The 19677-nt window shown below is 46.1% G+C and carries 22 protein-coding genes; all 22 read right to left on the reverse strand.

The window, feature by feature from the left end; genetic code table 11:
* Positions 1-4: 4 nt before the first annotated feature.
* A complete protein-coding gene (locus ABDK92_02785) occupies positions 5-805 on the reverse strand; it encodes a phosphatidate cytidylyltransferase (protein ID MEN3185548.1) in 801 nt (266 codons plus the stop codon).
* Positions 802-1530, reverse strand: a complete 729-nt coding sequence (uppS, locus tag ABDK92_02790) for a polyprenyl diphosphate synthase (protein MEN3185549.1) — start codon at positions 1528-1530, stop codon at positions 802-804. Before uppS ends, ABDK92_02785 begins: the two co-directional genes overlap by 4 nt.
* The gene (gene frr, locus ABDK92_02795) at positions 1494-2015 is read right to left on the reverse strand and encodes a ribosome recycling factor (GenBank protein MEN3185550.1); all 522 of its coding nucleotides are present in this window, start codon (positions 2013-2015) and stop codon (positions 1494-1496) included. Before frr ends, uppS begins: the two co-directional genes overlap by 37 nt.
* Positions 2016-2056: 41 nt before the next feature.
* Positions 2057-2794, reverse strand: a complete 738-nt coding sequence (pyrH, locus tag ABDK92_02800) for a UMP kinase (GenBank protein MEN3185551.1) — start codon at positions 2792-2794, stop codon at positions 2057-2059.
* Positions 2787-3392 (reverse strand): translation elongation factor Ts, encoded by a 606-nt coding sequence (tsf, locus tag ABDK92_02805; protein ID MEN3185552.1) that lies wholly within the window; start codon positions 3390-3392, stop codon positions 2787-2789. The genes pyrH and tsf overlap by 8 nt, the downstream gene beginning before the upstream one ends.
* A complete protein-coding gene (rpsB, locus tag ABDK92_02810; protein ID MEN3185553.1) occupies positions 3392-4231 on the reverse strand; it encodes a 30S ribosomal protein S2 in 840 nt (279 codons plus the stop codon). The genes tsf and rpsB overlap by 1 nt, the downstream gene beginning before the upstream one ends.
* Before the next feature lie 152 nt (positions 4232-4383).
* Positions 4384-5766, reverse strand: coding sequence for an ATP-dependent protease ATPase subunit HslU (gene hslU / locus ABDK92_02815; protein ID MEN3185554.1), 1383 nt, complete (start codon positions 5764-5766; stop codon positions 4384-4386).
* The gene (gene hslV, locus ABDK92_02820) at positions 5763-6305 is read right to left on the reverse strand and encodes an ATP-dependent protease subunit HslV (protein MEN3185555.1); all 543 of its coding nucleotides are present in this window, start codon (positions 6303-6305) and stop codon (positions 5763-5765) included. Before hslV ends, hslU begins: the two co-directional genes overlap by 4 nt.
* Positions 6298-7254 carry a site-specific tyrosine recombinase/integron integrase gene (gene xerA / locus ABDK92_02825; protein ID MEN3185556.1) on the reverse strand — a complete coding sequence of 319 codons (957 nt, stop codon included), beginning with the start codon at positions 7252-7254 and terminating at the stop codon, positions 6298-6300. Before xerA ends, hslV begins: the two co-directional genes overlap by 8 nt.
* Positions 7193-8563: a ribosome biogenesis GTPase Der gene (der, locus tag ABDK92_02830; GenBank protein ID MEN3185557.1), complete on the reverse strand. Its 1371-nt coding sequence runs from the start codon at positions 8561-8563 to the stop codon at positions 7193-7195. Before der ends, xerA begins: the two co-directional genes overlap by 62 nt.
* The gene (ispH, locus tag ABDK92_02835) at positions 8560-9441 is read right to left on the reverse strand and encodes a 4-hydroxy-3-methylbut-2-enyl diphosphate reductase (protein MEN3185558.1); all 882 of its coding nucleotides are present in this window, start codon (positions 9439-9441) and stop codon (positions 8560-8562) included. Before ispH ends, der begins: the two co-directional genes overlap by 4 nt.
* Positions 9422-10102 (reverse strand): (d)CMP kinase, encoded by a 681-nt coding sequence (gene cmk, locus ABDK92_02840; protein ID MEN3185559.1) that lies wholly within the window; start codon positions 10100-10102, stop codon positions 9422-9424. The genes ispH and cmk overlap by 20 nt, the downstream gene beginning before the upstream one ends.
* On the reverse strand, positions 10099-11445 hold the full coding sequence (gene aroA, locus ABDK92_02845; GenBank protein MEN3185560.1) for a 3-phosphoshikimate 1-carboxyvinyltransferase: 1347 nt from the start codon (positions 11443-11445) through the stop codon (positions 10099-10101). Before aroA ends, cmk begins: the two co-directional genes overlap by 4 nt.
* On the reverse strand, positions 11438-11821 hold the full coding sequence (aroH, locus tag ABDK92_02850; GenBank protein ID MEN3185561.1) for a chorismate mutase: 384 nt from the start codon (positions 11819-11821) through the stop codon (positions 11438-11440). The genes aroA and aroH overlap by 8 nt, the downstream gene beginning before the upstream one ends.
* Entirely contained in the window at positions 11822-12343 is a 522-nt protein-coding gene (locus tag ABDK92_02855; protein MEN3185562.1) for a cob(I)yrinic acid a,c-diamide adenosyltransferase, read from the reverse strand. It abuts the gene before it with no gap.
* Positions 12336-13070, reverse strand: a complete 735-nt coding sequence (locus ABDK92_02860) for a pseudouridine synthase (GenBank protein ID MEN3185563.1) — start codon at positions 13068-13070, stop codon at positions 12336-12338. Before ABDK92_02860 ends, ABDK92_02855 begins: the two co-directional genes overlap by 8 nt.
* On the reverse strand, positions 13054-13575 hold the full coding sequence (gene scpB, locus ABDK92_02865; protein ID MEN3185564.1) for an SMC-Scp complex subunit ScpB: 522 nt from the start codon (positions 13573-13575) through the stop codon (positions 13054-13056). Before scpB ends, ABDK92_02860 begins: the two co-directional genes overlap by 17 nt.
* On the reverse strand, positions 13559-14167 hold the full coding sequence (locus ABDK92_02870; GenBank protein MEN3185565.1) for a hypothetical protein: 609 nt from the start codon (positions 14165-14167) through the stop codon (positions 13559-13561). Before ABDK92_02870 ends, scpB begins: the two co-directional genes overlap by 17 nt.
* The gene (gene trpS, locus ABDK92_02875; protein MEN3185566.1) at positions 14139-15104 is read right to left on the reverse strand and encodes a tryptophan--tRNA ligase; all 966 of its coding nucleotides are present in this window, start codon (positions 15102-15104) and stop codon (positions 14139-14141) included. Before trpS ends, ABDK92_02870 begins: the two co-directional genes overlap by 29 nt.
* Before the next feature lie 22 nt (positions 15105-15126).
* Positions 15127-17736 carry a CBS domain-containing protein gene (locus ABDK92_02880; protein ID MEN3185567.1) on the reverse strand — a complete coding sequence of 870 codons (2610 nt, stop codon included), beginning with the start codon at positions 17734-17736 and terminating at the stop codon, positions 15127-15129.
* Positions 17724-18551 carry a purine-nucleoside phosphorylase gene (locus ABDK92_02885; GenBank protein ID MEN3185568.1) on the reverse strand — a complete coding sequence of 276 codons (828 nt, stop codon included), beginning with the start codon at positions 18549-18551 and terminating at the stop codon, positions 17724-17726. Before ABDK92_02885 ends, ABDK92_02880 begins: the two co-directional genes overlap by 13 nt.
* Positions 18508-19677 (reverse strand): phosphopentomutase, encoded by a 1170-nt coding sequence (locus ABDK92_02890; GenBank protein MEN3185569.1) that lies wholly within the window; start codon positions 19675-19677, stop codon positions 18508-18510. Before ABDK92_02890 ends, ABDK92_02885 begins: the two co-directional genes overlap by 44 nt.

The following is a 19677-nucleotide window of genomic DNA, read 5'->3' on the forward strand; positions in this document are numbered from 1 at the left end:
TTCGTCATCCTTTCCAGATGATCCAACTCAGGAAGTAAACCAGTGGTCCCACCACAAAGAAGGAATCAAAGCGGTCCAAGATTCCTCCGTGGCCAGGGAGAAATTTTCCCGAATCTTTGACTCCAGCTTTTCTTTTCAGAGCTGATTCAAAAAGATCTCCCACAAAGGCAAGGAGGGCGACTGAACATCCTGCTATAGAACCCATCCACGGAGGGATCCCGAACCAGAGAAATCCCAGAAGCATGGAGAAAAGTACCGTAGCTAAGACTCCCCCTCCCAAACCTTCCCAACTTTTTTGGGGACTGAGGGTAGGTGCCACTTTATGTTGTCCCCACCTCACCCCTATAAGATATGCAAAAATATCATTGATCCAGACCAGAAGGACAAAGAACAAAAGGAGCCACCTTGAATACTCTATGCCCACTTTAACCCAGAAAAAAGGAAAGACGAAACAGTAGACACAACCCCACAGGTAGGTTCCACTCCGCTCCAGAACCTGCGACGGAGGGAAGAGACTCCAGATGATGAGGACAAGAAAAAAAATATACCAGCCCAGCATCTGCAAAAAAGGGCTGAATACGAAGGAACAGTAAACCAGTACCAGAGGATAAAAAGAGAACCAGAGTGCAAAAGCGAACGGTTCTTTTCCCACCATTCTCCAGTATTCTCGAAAGGAAAGATACGAAAGGAATATAAACATACCGATGAACGTCCACCGACTGAGCAATAAAAGAATGATAAAGGGAGGCACACCCAGAGCAATTCCTAGAACCCTGTGTATAAACTCACTCTTTCCAGACTTCAACGAATACCCCCAAACTTCCGTTTTCTGGAAGCAAAGTCTTCTAAGGCCTTTCGGAACTCGATAACAGTAAAGTCGGGCCAGAACGTATCTGTGAACCACAGTTCAGTATATGCAATCTGCCAGAGGAGGAAGTTACTGATTCTTTTTTCCCCCCCGGTACGGATGAGAAGGTCAGGGTCGGGGCACAACGCTGTATCCAGGTAAGAACGGAATGTATCCTCATCCAGAGACAATAGAGATTCGGGATTTCTTTTATAGATGTGCTGCACAGCCCGAAGAATTTCATCTCTTCCACCATAGTTAACAGCCAAATTTAGGGTTAAACCCTGATTCAAGGCTGTTTTTTCTTCTAGCCCTATTATACTTCTCACTATCTCTCTTGGAAGCCCTTCTCGCCTTCCCAGAAAACGTACCCGCACATCATTTTCGTTCAGCTCATCTCCGTACCGCTCGATACTCTCTTCAAAAAGGTGCATAAGCCCCTGTACCTCGCTAATCGGACGTTTCCAGTTTTCAGTAGAAAAAGAATAAAGAGTAAGAAATCTAATGCCCACTTTTCCGCTTTCCTCAACAATGGATCTGGTCACTTCCACTCCTCTTCGATGTCCCTCAAGGCGGGGAAGCCCCCGCCTTTCAGCCCATCTACCATTTCCATCCATGATGATGGCCACATGTTTCAAGATGAAATCTAAACGCTCATGATTTCCTTTTCTTTCTTTTCCCATACCCCGTCCAGTTCATTAATATGTTCATCGGTGAGTTTCTGAATCTCGGCCTGAGTGGCTTTTTCATCGTCCTCAGAAATTTCTCCCTCTTTGGCCATCTTTTTGATTTCTTCGTTTGCTTCTCTTCGTAAATTCCGAATGGCCACTTTGCCCTCCTCCACGATCTTCTTTGCCATTTTGGCAATTTCTTTTCTCCGTTCTTCCGTAAGAGGGGGCATGGTAATCCGGATTACCGCGGAATCGACGACGGGGTTGAAACCAAGCTCAGACTTCCAGATGGCTTTTTCAATAACACCAATGACACTCTTATCCCAAGGTTGAATCAGGAGTGTTTTTGCATCTGGCGTAGTAATGGAAGCGATTTGCTTTAATTCCACTGTACTTCCATAATAGTCCACTGCTATGTTCTCCACCAAAGCTGGTGATGCTCTACCAGTTCGCACGTGCGAGAGTTCTTCTCGAACCACATTTACTGCCTGTTTCATTCTCTTTTCAATATCTTTAAGTAGGGACTTTAAAATTTCGGTCACGCTTTTCCCTCCCTTCCTACCAGAGTACCAACTTTGTGACCAGTAACAATCCGATAAAGGTTATCTGGTTCGTTGATATTGAACACAATGATGGGAACATGATTTTCCATACATAAAGAGATCGCCGTGGAATCCATCACCTGCAATCCCCTGTTAATCACTTCCAGATAGTCAAGCCTTTCAAATTTACAAGCATTCTGGTTGGCAACTGGATCTGCTTCGTATACACCGTCAACTTTGGTGGCTTTGAGAAGTGCTTCAGCTTTTATTTCTGCCGCCCTCAAAGCGGCAGTCGTATCCGTGGTGAAATATGGATTACCGGTTCCACCAGCAAAGATGACGATTCTCCCTTTCTCAAGATGACGAATGGCCCTGCGGCGGATGTACGGTTCAGCAACTTCTCTCATCTCAATCGCGGTCTGCACTCGGGTCGGGATACCTTTGTTTTCCAGAAAATCCTGCAGCGCCAGGGCGTTAATCACTGTAGCCAACATCCCCATATAGTCAGCAGTAACACGATTAATTCCCTGTTCTTTCGCAACCCTTCCCCGAAAGATATTGCCTCCACCAACCACAATGGCAATTTCGACTCCCAGATTTTTCACCTTTTCGATTTCCTCGGTTAAATATGAGAGAACCCTAATATCTATCCCCGAAGGAAGATCCCCTTTCAAGGCTTCTCCAGAGAGTTTCAGCATAATCCGCTTAAAGCGAATTTCGGGTGAACTACTCATTCTCTCCTTCCCCTAATTTAAAGCGGACAAAACGCTTCACCACAATGTTTTCTCCAACCTTGGCAATTGTCTCTACTACAAGGTCCTTGACTTTTTTCTCCGGTTCCCGAATATATTCCTGTTCCAAAAGACAATTTTCCTCAAAAAATTTCTTCATTTTTCCTTCCACGATTTTCTGCTTCACAGCCTCTGGTTTTCCACTCTCTGCAAGTTGCTGCCAGTATATTTCCTCTTCTCTCTTTTTGATTTCTTCCGGAACATCATCAGGTGAAACCCAGCGTGGTGCCTGAGCTGCAACCTGAAGGGTCAACTCCTTGACCAGGTTTTTAAACTCGTCAGTCCGAGCAACAAAATCAGTCTCACAATTTACTTCTACCAACACTCCGATTTTCCCATCGGTGTGAACATAGGCTCCGATAAGACCATCCTTAGCAGTTCGGGTCTGTTTTTTGGTGGCAGTTTCGATCCCCTTGCGTCGTAAAATTTCACAGGCCTTTTCCAAGTCTCCATTAGCCTCAATGAGTGCTTTTTTGCAATCCATCACTCCGGCACCAGTTCGGGTTCGCAATTCGAAGACCACTTTTGCATTCGAGTCCATTACCGTTCCTCCTCTTCTTCGATTTCTTCAAATTCCTCATTTTGGAAGTCCTGGAGTACCTGCAACGCCTCCTCTTCCAAATCTGCGGGTATAGTGGCTTCTTCCTGATGGATAGCCGTGGTTACTTCTCCAGCAATCATCATTTCTGCACCTTCCTGGGCGATTCGTTTCCCTTCAATGACCGCATCAGCAATAATGGAAGCAAATAATCGTATAGCCCTAATCGCATCATCATTTCCCGGAATAACATAGTCAACTTCGTCCGGATCACAGTTTGTGTCAACCACACCAACTATGGGGATACTGAGTTTTCTGGCTTCAAGAACTGCATTTCTTTCTCGCCGTGGGTCAACCACAAACAGACAATCCGGTAAGTGTTCCATATCTCGTATACCACTCAGGTATTTGGTAAGCTGGGCTTTTCTCTTCATGATCTGCATGACCTCTTTTTTCGGTAATTTTCCAAGAAGTCCCTTTGCTTCCATCGCCTCAATTCTCTTCAAACGTTCAATGCTATTGCGGATCGTGGAAAAATTAGTCAACATTCCTCCCAGCCATCTCTGGTTCACGTAGAACATTCCACAACGAAGTGCTTCCTGTTGAATTGCCTCCTGAGCCTGTTTCTTGGTCCCCACAAAAAGGAGCGTTTTTCCTTCCTGAGCGAGTCCCTTTACAAACTGGTACGCTTTCTCAGTGAGCTCCACGGTTTTTTGCAAATCGATGATATAAATGTTGTTTCGCTCGGTAAAGATGTAAGGCTTCATTTTGGGGTTCCAGCGTCTGGTCTGGTGTCCAAAGTGGACTCCTGCTTCCAAAAGTTGCTTCATTGTAACAATCATGAATAAAAAAACCTCCTTCCGGTTTTTCCTCTGCAGGGTGTGCAAGCCCAAAAGAACACCGGCAAACGTAGACCCTGCATGTGTTTTCGGTCCGAGACCTGGCTAAGTATATCACGAAGAAAAAAAACTTTGCAACATCTCTTTCAAAGATGCTAAAGGATGTAACGAGTTACGTCTTCATCGCGAAGGATTTCAGCAAGCTGTTGAACCACGTACTCCCTATCAATGACAATTTGTTCCCCTTTCATGCGGGGAGCATTAAAAGAAATATCCTGGAGAAGTTTTTCCACCACGGTATGAAGTCGTCGTGCTCCGATGTTTTCCATCTTCTGATTCAGCTGGTACGATATACGGGCAATCTCCCTCAAAGCATCCTCAGTAAATTCGATAGACACTCCCTCAGTAGAAAGGAGGGCCTTATACTGTTTGATCAGTGAATTGTAAGGTTCAATCAATATCCGATAAAGATCGTCTTCGGAAAGTGATGAGAGCTCCACTCGAATAGGGAATCTCCCCTGAAGCTCTGGTAAAAGGTCGGATGGCTTCGATTGCGAGAAAGCACCGGCAGCAATGAAAAGGATATGATTGGTCCGTACTGGACCGTGTTTGGTGAGGACTGTAGAACCTTCCACGATGGGGAGTAAATCCCTTTGTACCCCTCCCCGGGAAACATCCGGACCATAACCACCGCCTGGGGGAGAAACAATTTTATCAATCTCATCGATAAAGACGATACCATTCTCTTCCGCCCTTCGTATTGCTTCCTGGATTATCTCTTCCTGATCAATCGCCTTTTGAATTTCCTGATTCAGCAAGATTTCCCGGGCGTTTTTAACTTTGACTTTTCTTCTCTTCTTTCGGGGAGGAAAAATGCTTCCAAAGACATCCTTCAAATCGATGCCCAAGTTGTCCATGCTGCTTGCCGCAACAATCTCTATGGGAACCGTACTCTCCTCGACTTCAATTTCAATGAAACGCTCATCGAGCTCGCCTTTTTTGAGCCTTTCTCTCAATTTCTCCCGGGTACGGATAGAGGGCTGGGGAAAAACCACATCCACCCGCGGTGATTCCTCACGGTTTTGTTCTTCCCATTCTTGAGTTGCATTACCCCTACTGAGAAGGATATCCAAAATTCTTTCTTCCACAACCTCTTTCAATTTCTCTTCCTGAGCCTGGATTTTCTCGCTTTTGACCATCCTTATAGAGAGTTCTACAAGGTCACGGATAATCGATTCTACATCCTTGCCCACGTAGCCCACTTCGGTAAACTTGGTTGCTTCCACCTTGATGAATGGAGCATCGGTCAGCTGAGCAATACGACGGGCAATTTCTGTTTTTCCTATCCCTGTAGGTCCAATCATGATGATGTTTTTGGGAGTTATCTCTTCTGCAATCTCGGGAGGAAGCATGCGACGCCTGACCCGGTTTCGCAAAGCGATCGCCACACATTTTTTTGCCTCTTTTTGCCCTACGATGTACTTGTCGAGTTCCTTGGTGATTTCTTCCGGAGTGAGGTTCTCTTCAACAAGGTTCATGGTTGACCCCCTTCGATGACTTCCAAGCTAATTGTATCATTGGTATAGATACAGATCTCAGAGGCAATCTGAATAGAAAGGGAAGCGATTTCTTTTGCTTCGAGGCTCGTTGTGCGAAGAAGCGCCTTGGCTGCAGCCAAGGCAAAATTACCCCCCGAACCAATTGCCGCCACCGGCTCATCAGGTTCCACGACATCTCCTTTACCGGAGATAATGAAAAGGTGCGACCGATCCATTACGAGAAGCAGGGCATCCAGTTGGCGCAAGATTCGATCCGTTCTCCACATTTTGGCCAGTTCAATAGCTGCTCGAGAAAGATTACCACTGTATGCATTAAGCTTCTCTTCAAATCGTTCTAAAAGGGTAAGCGAATCTGCACCACTTCCTGCAAAACCAGCCAAAACCTGATCCTGGTAAAGACGCCGTATCTTACGAGCACCCTTTTTGAGCACTGAATCATTGAAGGTCACCTGACCATCGCAGGCCATAGCCCCTCGACCATTTCGCAGCACTCCGATCACCGTCGTTGACCTAATCATTTTGCTTCACCTTCTTTGAATGAGGATGAGTGTTATCGTATACCGCTTTCATTCGTTCCCAGTCGAGATGGGTGTAAATCTGCGTAGTTGAAAGACTGGAATGCCCGAGTGCCTCTTGGACGATCCGTAATTCTGCCTGTCCCGCCAAAAGATGGGTAGCAAAACTATGACGGAAAGTGTGAGGTGCAACCTTTTTTTCTATCCGTAACGCACAAACGATATCTTTGAGAATCTTTCGTACCCCTCGGGAGGTAAGAGGCCCACCCCGCTGGTTTAGAAAAATCTGTTCAGGACCACCGGGGAAATCTTGAAAGCGCACTTCAAGGTACCGGAGAAGACTTTTTTGAGCACTTTCATTAAAAGGAACGAATCGTTCTTTCCCACCCTTCCCTTTTACCCTTACCATTCGGCTGGAAAAATCAAAATTATAGCGAGTGAGCTGAATCAACTCCCCCACCCGGAGACCACTTGCGTAGAGCAACTCAAAAAGTGCTGCGTTTCGCAAAGAGGCAAAATCAGCACTATGCTGTGCCTTTTCCTCGAGATACCGAAGGATTTTCTCCACTTCAGAGATGGTGAGAAAAAGAGGCAATTTTTTCTCAACTTTCACCGTGCTGACACCATCGCATGGATTCACAGCAACCAAACCTCGTCTCCTTAAAAACCGATAGAAAGTCCGCAGTGCTGATAACCGATTCACCTGAGAAATTCTTTTAAGTCCCCTTTGGGTCTTCAAAAATACAAAGAAACCACCGATATCCTGGGCAGAAGCCTGGAGAAGGCTCTTACTTTCCTCATTTTTTGCCAAGAACTGAGCAAATTGGGTTAGAACTCGGAGGTAATTTTCTACCGTGTGTGGCGAGTATCGCCTTTCCTCTCGAAGATAATCACGGTAAATGTTTAGTAATTCTTGGTTTGGGCCGGACAAATTCGACTCCGATTGGCACACCTTCCCAATCCACCTCCTCCCGCAACACTTTTTCCAGAACCCGGGTATAGTATTCTCTTCGCCGAACATTCCCGCAACTTTTATCATGAGAGTACACCACAAATACAGGCGGAGCGATGCTCTCCTGAACAATACGATCGATAAAAGGCGCAGTATCCGAAAAAACCTTCTGAAAATGCATGTTGACTCTTTGCCGTACCCTCTGATTCAGCATATTCGGATGAACAACCTGATGGTATCGGGTAAGGGTTCCAGCGATAATGGAAAGCATTTGGTGTCGTAACCCTTTCTCCTTTGCTGACCCAGCCAGAAAGATAGCATATCCCAAAAAATTCAATTCTTGCCGAGCGGCTTGGAGGAGCTTTTTGGAAGTTATGGGCAAATCTTTGGGAAGGAGATCGGTCTTGTTGAGAAGCACAAGACAGCACTTTTTCTTTTCCGCAATCTCCTGAGCAATTCTCTGATCCTGCCGGGTAATTCCCTGAAAGAGGTCAAGCACGAGAATGCATACCTGAGATTTCTCAATACTCTCTTTTGTACGAAGATACGCATAAAACTCAATTCCTTCTTCAGTTTTGCTGCGGTGGGTCAAGCCGGCCGTATCGAGAAAAGCGTACCTTCCGTACTCGGTATCAATGATCGCCCGGAGTGCATCCCGAGTGGTGCCAGGCACATCGCCCACAATAGCCCTTTCCATTCCGAGCAGAGTATTGAAAAGTGTCGATTTGCCAACGTTTGGCTTTCCAACAATTGCTATGTGAATGGCATTCTGCAACGGATTCTTTTTTTCAGTTTCGTAGCGCTGAAGTTCGTACTCGATGAGTTTTTTGAGTACCATAATTCCATCTCCATGGTAAGCCGATATCTGAACCACCTTTTCAATCCCCAGACGGAGGAATTCTTCCGGCAAAGACTCTTGCGTCATTCCTTCCCGCTTGTTCACTACAAGTACTATTGAGCGACTTTCTTTACGCAGCCTCGAGCTGAGCTCCCACTCAATCTGGGTGAGCGGTGCACGACCATCAACCACAAAAAGGACAAGATGTGCTTCTTTAAGGAGTGACCAGGCTTTCACCTCTATTTTTTTTTGCATGGTATCGCGAGGAGAAACAAAAACTTCTAGACCCCCCGTATCGACGATGCGTACCGTCTTTGTTCCTATAGTGATAAAATTTTCCAAGAAATCTCTGGTCACCCCTGGAGAAGGATCCACAATGGCAACCCTTTCCTGAGAAAGATGGTTAAAAAGTGTTGATTTGCCCACATTGGTTCGGCCGATAATGACAATCAGAGGATATACGTTCTTCACGCCCTTCCACCCGGATACGCTTGACTTCGTAACCAATCAAGCACCTGCCGTACTATCCAGTCAGGTGTGGAAGCGCCACTTACGATTCCTATTCGCTCGGAGGGGCGAAATACTTCCTGTGCCAATTCTTCAGGTCCTTCCACCCATATGGCGCGAACATTTTCTCTACGAGCTAAAAGAAAAAGGGAAGCAGTGTTCGAACTTTTCCGTCCTCCAACCACAATGACTGTGGTGAGCTTGTTTTCCTTAATTTTCCTGGCGAGGTTACTCTGGCGAGTTTCGGTTTCAGCACAGAGAGTGTGAAATACGTCCATCAAAATTTGGGGCCACTTCGCATTCTTCCACCGCAGAAACGTTTCAAAGAGCGTTCTAGGAAAAGTAGTTTGCGCCAGAACCGCGATTCTTTCCTCTCGAAATGGAGAAAAGTCAAAACAGTTCCATTCCTCTTCGGTTTTAAAAACTAAGGGTCGATTTTTCAAAAAACTCAGGAGAGACCGAATCTCTGGATGTTCCGAATTACCCAGAATAAGCAACATATATCCCCTCTCTTCAAGATCCTGAGCCAGATCCTGAACTTTTTTCACTCTCGGACAAGTGGTATCGACAATAGTCGCTCCCCGCTCCTTGAGTTTTTGAATGGTATCCCGTTCGATTCCATGTGAACGAGTAATAACTGTAGTGTGAAGAGGTATTTCTTCGATCTTCTCGGCAAGGTGCACTCCCTCTTCTTGCAATTTTGCAACCGCATGGCGGTTGTGCACGAGGTCTCCCAAAAGATATACCGACTTTTCTTTCTCTTTGAGCGTTTGCAGCGCAAGCTCAAAGGCTCTTTTGACTCCTGGACAGAAACCTGCTGGTTCAATCACCACGATATCCATTTTCTTTACCCATTGCCAGAGTATAAATTTTATGAACGACTTCCTCAATCTTCAAGAAGGAAGTATCGATCAATACAGCATCGTCTGCTTTTTTCAAGGGAGCATACTGGCGGTTCGAATCAATCGCATCCCGCTCCAAGATATTTTTTAAAACTCGTTTATAGTCAACAATGTTTCCCCGGCTGCGAAGCTCAAGCCACCGCCGGTAAGCTCGTACTTCGGGTTTTGCAGTCAGAAACACTTTGAGATCCGCTTCCGGAAGAATGACTGTTCCGATGTCCCGTCCTTCCACAACAGATGGCCTTGAAAGGGCGAGTGTGCGCTGAATGCTTCGGAGAAAGTCCCGCACGCCTTTTAACTCGGCAACTCGAGATACCATTCTGTCCACCTCTGGCAAGCGGATGAACGCCGTGATATCCTCGCCATCAAGAATTACCCTGGTCCCATCATCACTTGGTTCTAAGGAAATAGTTATCTGGGCAAGAACGCTTTCGAGGTTCACGGCACCAGGATCGAAGCTTTCGCGCAAGAAATAAAACGTTAATGCGCGATAGAGTGCCCCAGTATCGAGATAGAGGTATCCTAACCTTTTTGCCACACCCCTGGCAACAGTACTTTTGCCCGCTCCCGCAGGACCATCAATGGCAATGTGTTGCTTCACCCCTCAACCTCCCTCGTTTCCTGCGAATTCAAAAGAGTGAACGTATCGCATCCCAAAGTGACAAGGTCCTGGAAGAAACGCGGGTAACTGATTCTGATACAATCAACATCTTCGATCACAACACTCCTTTGTGCCACAAAACCGGCGATGACAAAACTCATGGCAATGCGATGGTCGCCAAAACTCTTTACTCTACCACCCTGAAATGGAACCGGTCCATCAAGAACGAAACCATCCGCCCTTTCTTCCACTTCTACTCCCAGAGACCGCAATCCCTGAACTATTGATGTCAGGCGGTCACTCTCTTTCACGCGCAATTCTTCAGCTCCAGAAATGGTAGTTCTTCCCTCAGCTTGGGTAGCAAGGATGGCAAGGATGGGAATTTCATCAATCAGGGAAGGAATAAGATCTTTCCCAATCTCGATACCCCGCAAAGAAGACGATTCCACTTCAAGGTCAGCTCTCGGCTCCCCAAATTCTTCTTTCTGGTTGGAAAATTTGAATCTTCCTCCCATCCTCTCCAGACACCGGAAAAATCCCGTTCTGTGAGGATTGATTCCCACATCGTGAATGGTCACACACGACCCAGGGAGTAATGTCGCCAGTGCAACCAGGAAAGCGGCTGAAGAAGCATCTCCAGGAAGAGCAAAGGAACGAGCCTGAAGTTCCCGACAGGGTTCTACAACGATCGTGGCGTTTTCCTTTTCAATATGTGCCCCTACATAGCGGAGCATGTTCTCAGTATGGTCTCGTGAACTTACTGGTTCTTCAATGAGGGAAGGCGTATCTCCTTTCAATGCCGCAAAAATGAGTGCTGACTTAACCTGGGCACTGGGAACACGAAGTGTGTACCGAATTGACTTCACCCGGGCAGAACCCCTTACGAAAAGGGGCGGAAAATTATCCTGCGCTCTTCCCCCGATTTCCACCCCGGTTTGACGAAGTGGTTCAATAATCCTGTGCATGGGCCGTTTCCGGAGACTTTGGTCCCCGGTTAACACCGTCAACCCTTCGATACCAGTGGCAATACCGGAGAGAAGCCGAATGGTCGTTCCAGAATTCTCAGCATTCAACACGTTCTCAGGTTCCCGGAGCGCAGAAAGTCCTTCACTCTGTACTATGACCCGTTCTTCTTCAGGAAACATCTGAATATCCACTCCCAAGGCCCTTACACACTCGACAGTGGCTAAACAATCCTGACAGACCAAGAATCCAGTAATTTCCGTCTCACCCTGGCTCAATGCACCAATCATCACCGCCCGGTGGCTTAAAGATTTGTCCCGAGGACATTGGATGTTTCCTCTCAAAACACCACGAAATGGATGAATGATTGCTCTACTCATCGGATCCCCTTTCCTTACAAAGGTCCTGGCGAAGACTTTGCGCATCCCTCAGATATACGTGTTTGATTTCATGGGGATAACGCTGGGTCACAGCCAAAACTAGCATTCTGACACACTTAGGTATAGCCCCTTTCACGTCAATCTCTTGAGCGCAAAGCACTGGAACATAACGGAAATCTTCTTGTTCCCGGATGGCCTCGGCAGGAAAGACCGAGGAGAGGTCCGGAGTCGCAGTAATGAAAACACAAGATATATCGGAGGGAGCAAGCTGGTTCTGAATCAGAATTTCCCGAAAAAGACTCAAAGTTGCACTTTTAATTTGGTCTTTTTCATCATGGTCTACAGTAATCGCTCCTCTGATTCCTCGAACCATCATTCAGTACTCAACTCCTTCTCGCGCTTGTACTCCGTGTTGATACGGATGTTTCACGGCTCGTATTTCTGAAACAAGGTCAGCAAAATCAATAAGCTCTTGAAGAACTTTTCTTCCAGTGATAACCACCTCAACCTGAGGATTTCTCACATCCATGGTTTTTCGAAATTCTTCCCAGGATAAAAGGTTATAGAAAAAGGCATAAGGAAGCTCATCTAAGACAATCAGGTCATACTCTTGATTTTTCAACGCCTCTTGCGCCAAATGCCAGCCACACAGAAATTCCCTTTTTGTAGCTTCGCTGACTTTGCCTTCCCACACAAACTCCCTACTCCCAAAGCGGTATACTGTAACACCGGGAAGACACTGTAACGAAGCAATTTCACCGGTAAAAGCATTTTTAAAAAACTGAATGAGGAGTACTTTCCAGTTGTGACCCACCGCCCGGAGAATTAGTCCCAGAGAGGCCGTGGTTTTCCCTTTTCCTTCCCCATAATAGACCTGAATAAACCCCTTTTCAGGCATAACCCTTTTTCTCCTTCACGTATTCTTTAAGCCGTACAACCTCATCCTTCCAGAAATACCGCCACTTCCCAGGCAAAAGGGTGTTATCCAACATAATAGGACCCATGCTTATGCGTATCAATCTTAACACGGGATGTCCCAGGTAATCAAACAGAATCCTGATTTCGTGTTTTTTTCCCTCAGCGAGAATAATTTCCACAACGGTATATTCCGGATGGCAAGCCCGTATAACCCCGGATACGATTCGATACGACACACCCTTTACGACCACGCCTCGCTCCATAAAGCGTAGGGCTTCTTCTTTCACCTTACCTATAGCGTACACCAGATATCGCTTCTCCACCTGGAAACGGGGATGAGTAAGAACATAGTTCACTTCACCATCGTTGGTCAAAAAGAGCAATCCCTCACTGTCATAGTCGAGTCTTCCCACTGGAAAAATCCGATTAGGGATCCCTTTAAAGAAATCCATGACGGTTGACCGACCATGAGGATCCCAGACGGTGGTAAGGTATCCTCGGGGTTTATAGAACATGATGTAGATTGATTTTTCTTCCTGAGAAAGGGAGTATCCCTCAACCTCAATCTGTGCGTCTTCGTTGACCTTTGTGGCTGGGTTCGTGACCACCTTTCCTGCCACCTTGACCTTTCCCTCTTTAATGAGTTCATCACATTTTCGGCGGGACGCTATGCCTTTTCGAGCCAGAAACTTATTGAGCCTCTCCATTTTCCTTCAACATCTGAAGCATCCTCTGCAACTCGTTTTCTCCCTCGATACCAAAGATTTCAAAAAACTTCTCGGTAACCCGGTACAAGAATGGTTTCCCAGGGATTTCGCTTCTCCCACAGATGGTAATAAGACCATGTTCAAGAAGTGTTTTTATAGCCTGTGAAGAATCCACTCCTCTTCGAAGATCCACGTCTGCCTTGGTAAGAGGTTGATAAAGCGAAATGATGGCCAGAGTTTCCAGAGTAGCTCGAGAAATGGTTTTTGAAGAAGTACCTTTTGACTTTTTCTTGATGACTGCACCATATTCTGGTCTGGCAACCATTTGCCATTTTTTCCGCCAGAGACGTATCGCAAGACCTCCTTTCCGTTCTTCGTACTCTTTCTGTAACGTCTCAAGCTGGAGTACAATATCTTCTTGACTTACCTCGATCAATTTTGCTATTTCTTCCGCTGTCAGTGGGTAAGGTGAAGAGAACAGCAAGGCCTCAAGAAGGTTTTTCAAGAATTTCGCCTGCTCCATTCTTTTCGAAGTAGATTTTCCCCTGGCTTTCTATCATGCGCAATTCCTTGTGAAAAACAAGATCAAGGAGCACTAAGAATGTGGCAATCGTACTTCTGGAGTTACGGCAATCCTGAAAAAAAAGTTCCATAGGCAGGGGTCCATTGGAATTACCCTGAACAATCCTTCGTGCTACTGCACGACGCTCGATGAGGAGTTTTTCGAATGAATCATCGATCGGAAATTCTCTTGTCCTTTCATCCTGATCAATATAGATATGATAAAGGGCCAGAAGGTCTGAAAGAGTTATCCTCTCAAAGTTCAGCGTGCTTCGACTCTGAATTGTTTTCCATCTCGTCCATGGCACCTTAAGCGTATTGTCCTCCTTTTCCTTTAGCGTTGATAATAACTGAATAAAAAGCTCAAAGAGGTCAATACGTTCCTCCTGAGTAGAAACTTCAACTTCTTCCTCGTTCTCTTCGCCTTTTCCTAATACCTCATCAAGCAGTGCTTCTACCTTTTCCAGAAGTGCTTCGAGTACTTTAATGCGCTCCTTAAAAAAATCATCACTTACCCAGAAATCCTTCTCCACCATAGTTGATTCCCATAGCCTTTCTGGCCTCATCCAGGGTTTCCCGGGCAAGAAGGCGTGCTTTTCGGCTCCCTTCAAACAGGATCTCTTCAACGAGTTTCTCTTTCCCCACATACCGATCCCGATAGGGAGAAATTTTTTCCAGAAAGCGAACCATCCGTTCAGCCATATCTCTTTTACAGTCCACACAGCCCAACTTCCCCTTCCGGCAGTCACTTTCGATGGTAAACAGATTTTCGTTTTCAGTTGCTCTATGAAAGGAGAAGACGTTACACCGTTCTGGATGACCAGGGTCGTTTTTATAAACTTTTTCGGGATCGGTAAACATAGACATGACTTTACGGCGGACTTCTTCAGAAGGCTCAGAAAGCGAGATGTAATTTCCCAGACTTTTGCTCATTTTTCTCCCATCAATTCCCAAAATACGCGGTGATTCGGTGAGGAGAGCCTGGGGCTCCGGAAAGACTTCCCTGTAAAGGGAGTTAAACCGGCGAGCGATTTCCCTGGTAATTTCAATATGCGGTACCTGGTCTTCTCCTACCGGTACTTTGTTCGCTTTGTAGATAAGGATGTCCGAAGCCATGAGCACTGGATATCCCAGGTGGCCATACCCTACAGCTTCCTTGAGCCCCATATCCTGAAGTTGCTGCTTGAGAACCGGATTTCTTTCTAACCATCCCACCGGAGTAATCATAGAAAAGAGAAGATGTAGCTCAGCGTGTTCTGGAACCAGAGACTGGATCATAAGTATACATTGCTTCGGGTCAATACCCACACCCAGCCAATCTACCACCATTTCAACGACACTCTTTTCCAGGTTTTCAGTATCTTCAAAGCTGGTAGTGAGGGCGTGCCAGTCTGCGACACCAAAAACACAATCGTACTCTCCTTGAAGTTTTACCCAATTCTTTAGAACCCCAAAATAGTGACCAATGTGCATTCTCCCCGTTGGTCTCATGCCACTAAATATCTTTTCTTTTTTCAACGTCCTTCATCCTTTCCCAAAAACTTCTGACAAAGTTCTCTTCCTCTTCTCGGTTTTTTATTTTTCCATCTATTTTTGCCAGTTTGAGCTCCTGAAGAATTTTAGCATAAACTGGTCCCTCTTCAATATTCATTTCTCGCAGGGCATTCCCGCTCAGAAGGGGTTCTACTGTCTGCCATACTTGCAAGTAATGAATGATCCGCTCCCGCACAAGTGGCACGTCGTAAAATTTAGCCAGAGAAAGGAACAAGAATTCGGGAGGTATCTCAGAACAGAGGAGATAAATCCTAGAGTTTGGAAGATAGAGATCCTGAATTCCTCTTTCAAAGATTCCCTTCTTCTCTAAGTAACTGCTAATTTTATGGACCCGCTTTTTGGATAGGCTCATCTTCTCCCTCAACTTTGGGAGCAACTCCGGTACCATGTCACCCCAGATTGGTGAAAGCTTCAGGAGAAAGAGGTCAATTTCGTAGCCAGCAAAATCATCAACTATTTCCTGAAGACGTCCATAGACCTCCTCGTACTCCCTTTTCCAAAAACACCCAGGGAAAATAGTGGGAAACATATCTAATTGATACAGACGGAAGAGATAGCGGTAAAAACCTGGTAGGCGGAGAATCAGCTGAATTTCTTCTTTGAGTCGATCGGGTTTAATCTTTCCCAAAAGTCCTTCCCGAATGGTTTGCTTCAGGAGACTCATGGTAAATGGTTCAATGCGAAAAGCATATTTTTGCTCAAATCGAACTGCCCGGATTGACCGGGCCGGGTCTTCCACGAAGCTTAATGGATGCAAAACACGTAAAATTCCTGCCTCTAGATCTTTGAGGCCACCAAAAAAATCAAACAGCTCTCCCCAATTATCGGGGTGAATGCTAATAGCCATGGCATTGACGGTAAAATCCCGGCGAAAGAGGTCTCGTCGTAAGTTACTGTATTCTACCTGAGGAGGTGCACCGGGGTAAAGGTAAAATTCGTGACGGGCTGAAGCAAAGTCGATTCTTTTACCATCGCGCAGGAAAAAAATAGCCGTGCCGAAGGGTGGATAGGACACCACCTTTCCAGGAAACAAACCCTGCAGATTTTGGGTAAACTCTATGGCATCACCTTCCACCACGAGATCCAAATCATAGTTGGGGTAACCAAGGATGATATCCCGCACCACCCCTCCTACAAGATAAATCTTGACACCCATTCGCTTTGCCAAGGTTCCAATTGCGTTGAGTAACCCCAAAGTATCTTTATCGAAGTGAAGGTAAAGCTTCTCGGCGAGATTGTGGCGGGTCAATTTTTGTAGAACTGCGTTCTCTCGTTCATGGAAAACACGCAAAACATCGCTCCGGGTAATGATTCCTAGAATGGTGTCGCCCTGAACTACAGGGATACGACCAATATCCCTTTCCACCATGAGGTTCCGTACCCGGAATACAGAGTCTTCTGGATTGACCTTCACAAGATGGGTAGACATAAAGCTCTTGACCGGAGCATTCTTCAAACCGTGGTACATGGCTTTTTCTACATCCCGCCGGGCGATCATTCCCACGAGTTTTCCGGTGGCATCCACCACTGGCAACCCTGCGAAACCGAAGCGAATCATAGTGAGGAATGCTTCTTCAACGGATTGCTCGGGAGCAATGACCTTGACCGGTTGAGACATGACATCTTTCGCTTTGATGAAGGAGAGAGATTGCTCGAGGACCTTAAGGATTTCCTCTTTCACTTCTTTCAAGCTTTTCCCTTTAAAAGCCACCGAAGCTGCGCTACGGTGTCCTCCTCCTCCCATTCTACCAATGATTTCAGTGAGATTCACATCCTCAAGACGGCTCCGAGCGATAACATAAACTTTATTCTCCATTTCGAAAAGAGCAAAGAGCACCTCGATCTCCTCTAAATCCATGAGTTTATGGACCAAAAGCGACACACCGTCGACGTATTCCAAGAATTTTACCTGGCAGAAATGAATCGGAATTCCTCCGATTTCTTTTAACGAGAGTGACTGGATCATTTTTTGCAACGCTTCCCGTTGCTCGGTCGTCAATGGGACTCTGGTAAACCTGGGAACATAACTCACCATAGCTCCCTGAGTAAGAAGAAAAGAAGAAGCCCGAAAGTCATTGGCAGTGGTGGTTGGAAAGGTAAAAAATCCAGTATCTTCGTAAACGCCGATAAGAAGAAGAGTCGCCTCCAGTGGAGAAAGGGGAAGAGATGCTTCTTGAATCATTTCTACCAGAATCGTGGTACAGGCCCCATACTCTTTGAGAACAGCATTGGGAAGATTCTTCAATTTTTCTTCAGGATGATGATCAAAAACCAAAAACTCAGTTTCTCTCTTCTGCCATAGTTCTCCGATCTTTCCCAGGCGTTCAAAGTATGGAGTATCGACCACATATACTTTCTTGATCTGCTTCCAGTCAACGTCTCTTTCTTTGAGATACTGAAAAAATTTCCCGTAGAGAGAAAGGAAATGACGCACATTTCGGTTCACGCTCCCACCAAGGACAATTTGAGTTCCTGGAAAAAGTTTGGTGATGGCAAACATGGAAGCAAAGGCGTCAAAGTCAGTTCCTTCATGACTTACTACAATCTCCACGCTCTGGAAACCTCCTGAATTAGAGCACTGGTAAATTCCTGCATCAGATGTTTCGAACGCAGAGAAAGCTCCAGGACTTCCTGATGAGAAAGAGGTAAGGAAATCATACCGCTACCCCAGTTGGTTACAAGCGAGAAACCACAAACCGGAAGACCAAGGTTGGCCGCCATTTTGGTTTCTTTGACCGTAGACATCCCTACCACCTGCCCAAATCGAGCAAGCATTCGGATTTCTGCTGGAGTCTCAAACGAAGGACCCAGCACCCCCACATAGGTACCCTGAAAAAGAGAAAAACCTTTGTTTTGCGCTGCTTTCCAAGCGAGATGGCAAAGCTCTGCTGAAAAACAGGGTTTATTTCGAAATACCGGTGGATCAGGCACAAAAGTAAAATCAACCTGGTCGGTGAGGAGACAAAGATTCCCAGGCGGGATCTTCCAATGGAGGCTTCCGGCAGCGTTAGTGATAAGAAGTACCTTAACCCCGGATAGAAAGGAGACAATAACCGGCAAGACTATTTCTTCGTAACGGTACCCCTGGTAAAGATGAAGCCGACCTCCAAAAACGAGAATCGGTATGTTATCCTTTTCCAGAAGGCGTACTTGATCGGAGTGTCCTTCCACATCATGGTGAAAAGGAATGCCAAAATCCTGGTAGGAAAATATCTCAAGAACCTGTCCCTCAACTACATCTTTCCACCCTGAGCCAGCAATAATGCTCATAAAGGGTATGCGAGGAAACCGGGAAACCACCGCTACGATTTTTTTTAAAGCGTCAGGAGGATATAAGAAGCGGAGCAAAGCTTGTTCCTTTTCCACTCCAGCTTACCCCTATTATTTCCATGATTGTTGCCCCCAGATCCGCAAAACTCTCCCGTACACCAAGAGAAATTCCTCTTCGCATTTTCAAGCCAAAAGCAAGGAGCAACGCGTATTCCCGGGAATGGTCAGTGCTCGGCGTGGTTGGATCGCATCCATGATCACTGGTAATAAAAAGAACCTCTTCACGACCAAGAGAAGGGATGAAATTTCCCAGTTCCCTATCCCATTCTTCAAGAGCCTTTGCAAATCCTTTGGGGTCATTGCGATGACCGAAAATCGTATCAAAATCGTTAAAATTAGCCCAGATGAGATCCCCATCTCTACTCCGATGAATCTCCCGCAGAACTCGAAAGGTTTCGAAGTTGTTGGCCGTTTTAATGTTCTCACCGAGACCTCTTCCCGCAAAAACATCTTTAATCTTCCCTATACCAATGACCTTTTTCCCATTTTCCTGAAGGACATCAAGAATGGTTGTCTCTGGAGGTGGTAAAGAAAAGTCTCTACGGCGGGGAGTCCGCTCGAAATGTCCCGGTTTTCCAACGAAAGGGCGGGCGATAATTCTGGCTACAGCGTGTTCTCCCTTCATCACTTGTCGTACCTTTTCACACATGGCGTACAGTTGCTCAGGAGGAATAACTTCTTCGTGAGCAGCAATTTGCAGGACACTATCTGCTGAAGTATACACGATAGGAAAGCCAGTGCGGAGATGTTCTTCGCCCAGCTCTTCGATAATCGCCGTTCCAGAAGCCGGCTTATTTCCCAGAATAGGCGTACCAATCACCACTTGCAACGCGTCCACGATTTCCTCGGGAAACCCGGAAGGGTAAACCGGAAAAGGTTGTGAGAGTACAACACCGGCAATTTCCCAGTGCCCACTGGTGGTATCTTTTCCAGGGGAACGTTCCCGCATCTTTCCGTATGAGCCTTCTATGGGAAGTGCGGCATTAACCCCTGGTATCTCATCAATCCACCCCAGGCCAAGCTTTTCCAGATGAGGAAGCTTAAGTCCTCCGGTTAAAAGAGCCGTGTTCCGGAGGGTATGACTCCCCTCATCCCCATAAAGATAGGCATCGGGAAGTTCACCCATTCCTACTCCATCAAGGAGAGTGATGAAAACTCGCAT

This window comes from Atribacterota bacterium (assembly GCA_039638595.1).
GTDB lineage: Bacteria > Atribacterota > Atribacteria > Atribacterales > Caldatribacteriaceae > Profundicultor > Profundicultor thermophilus.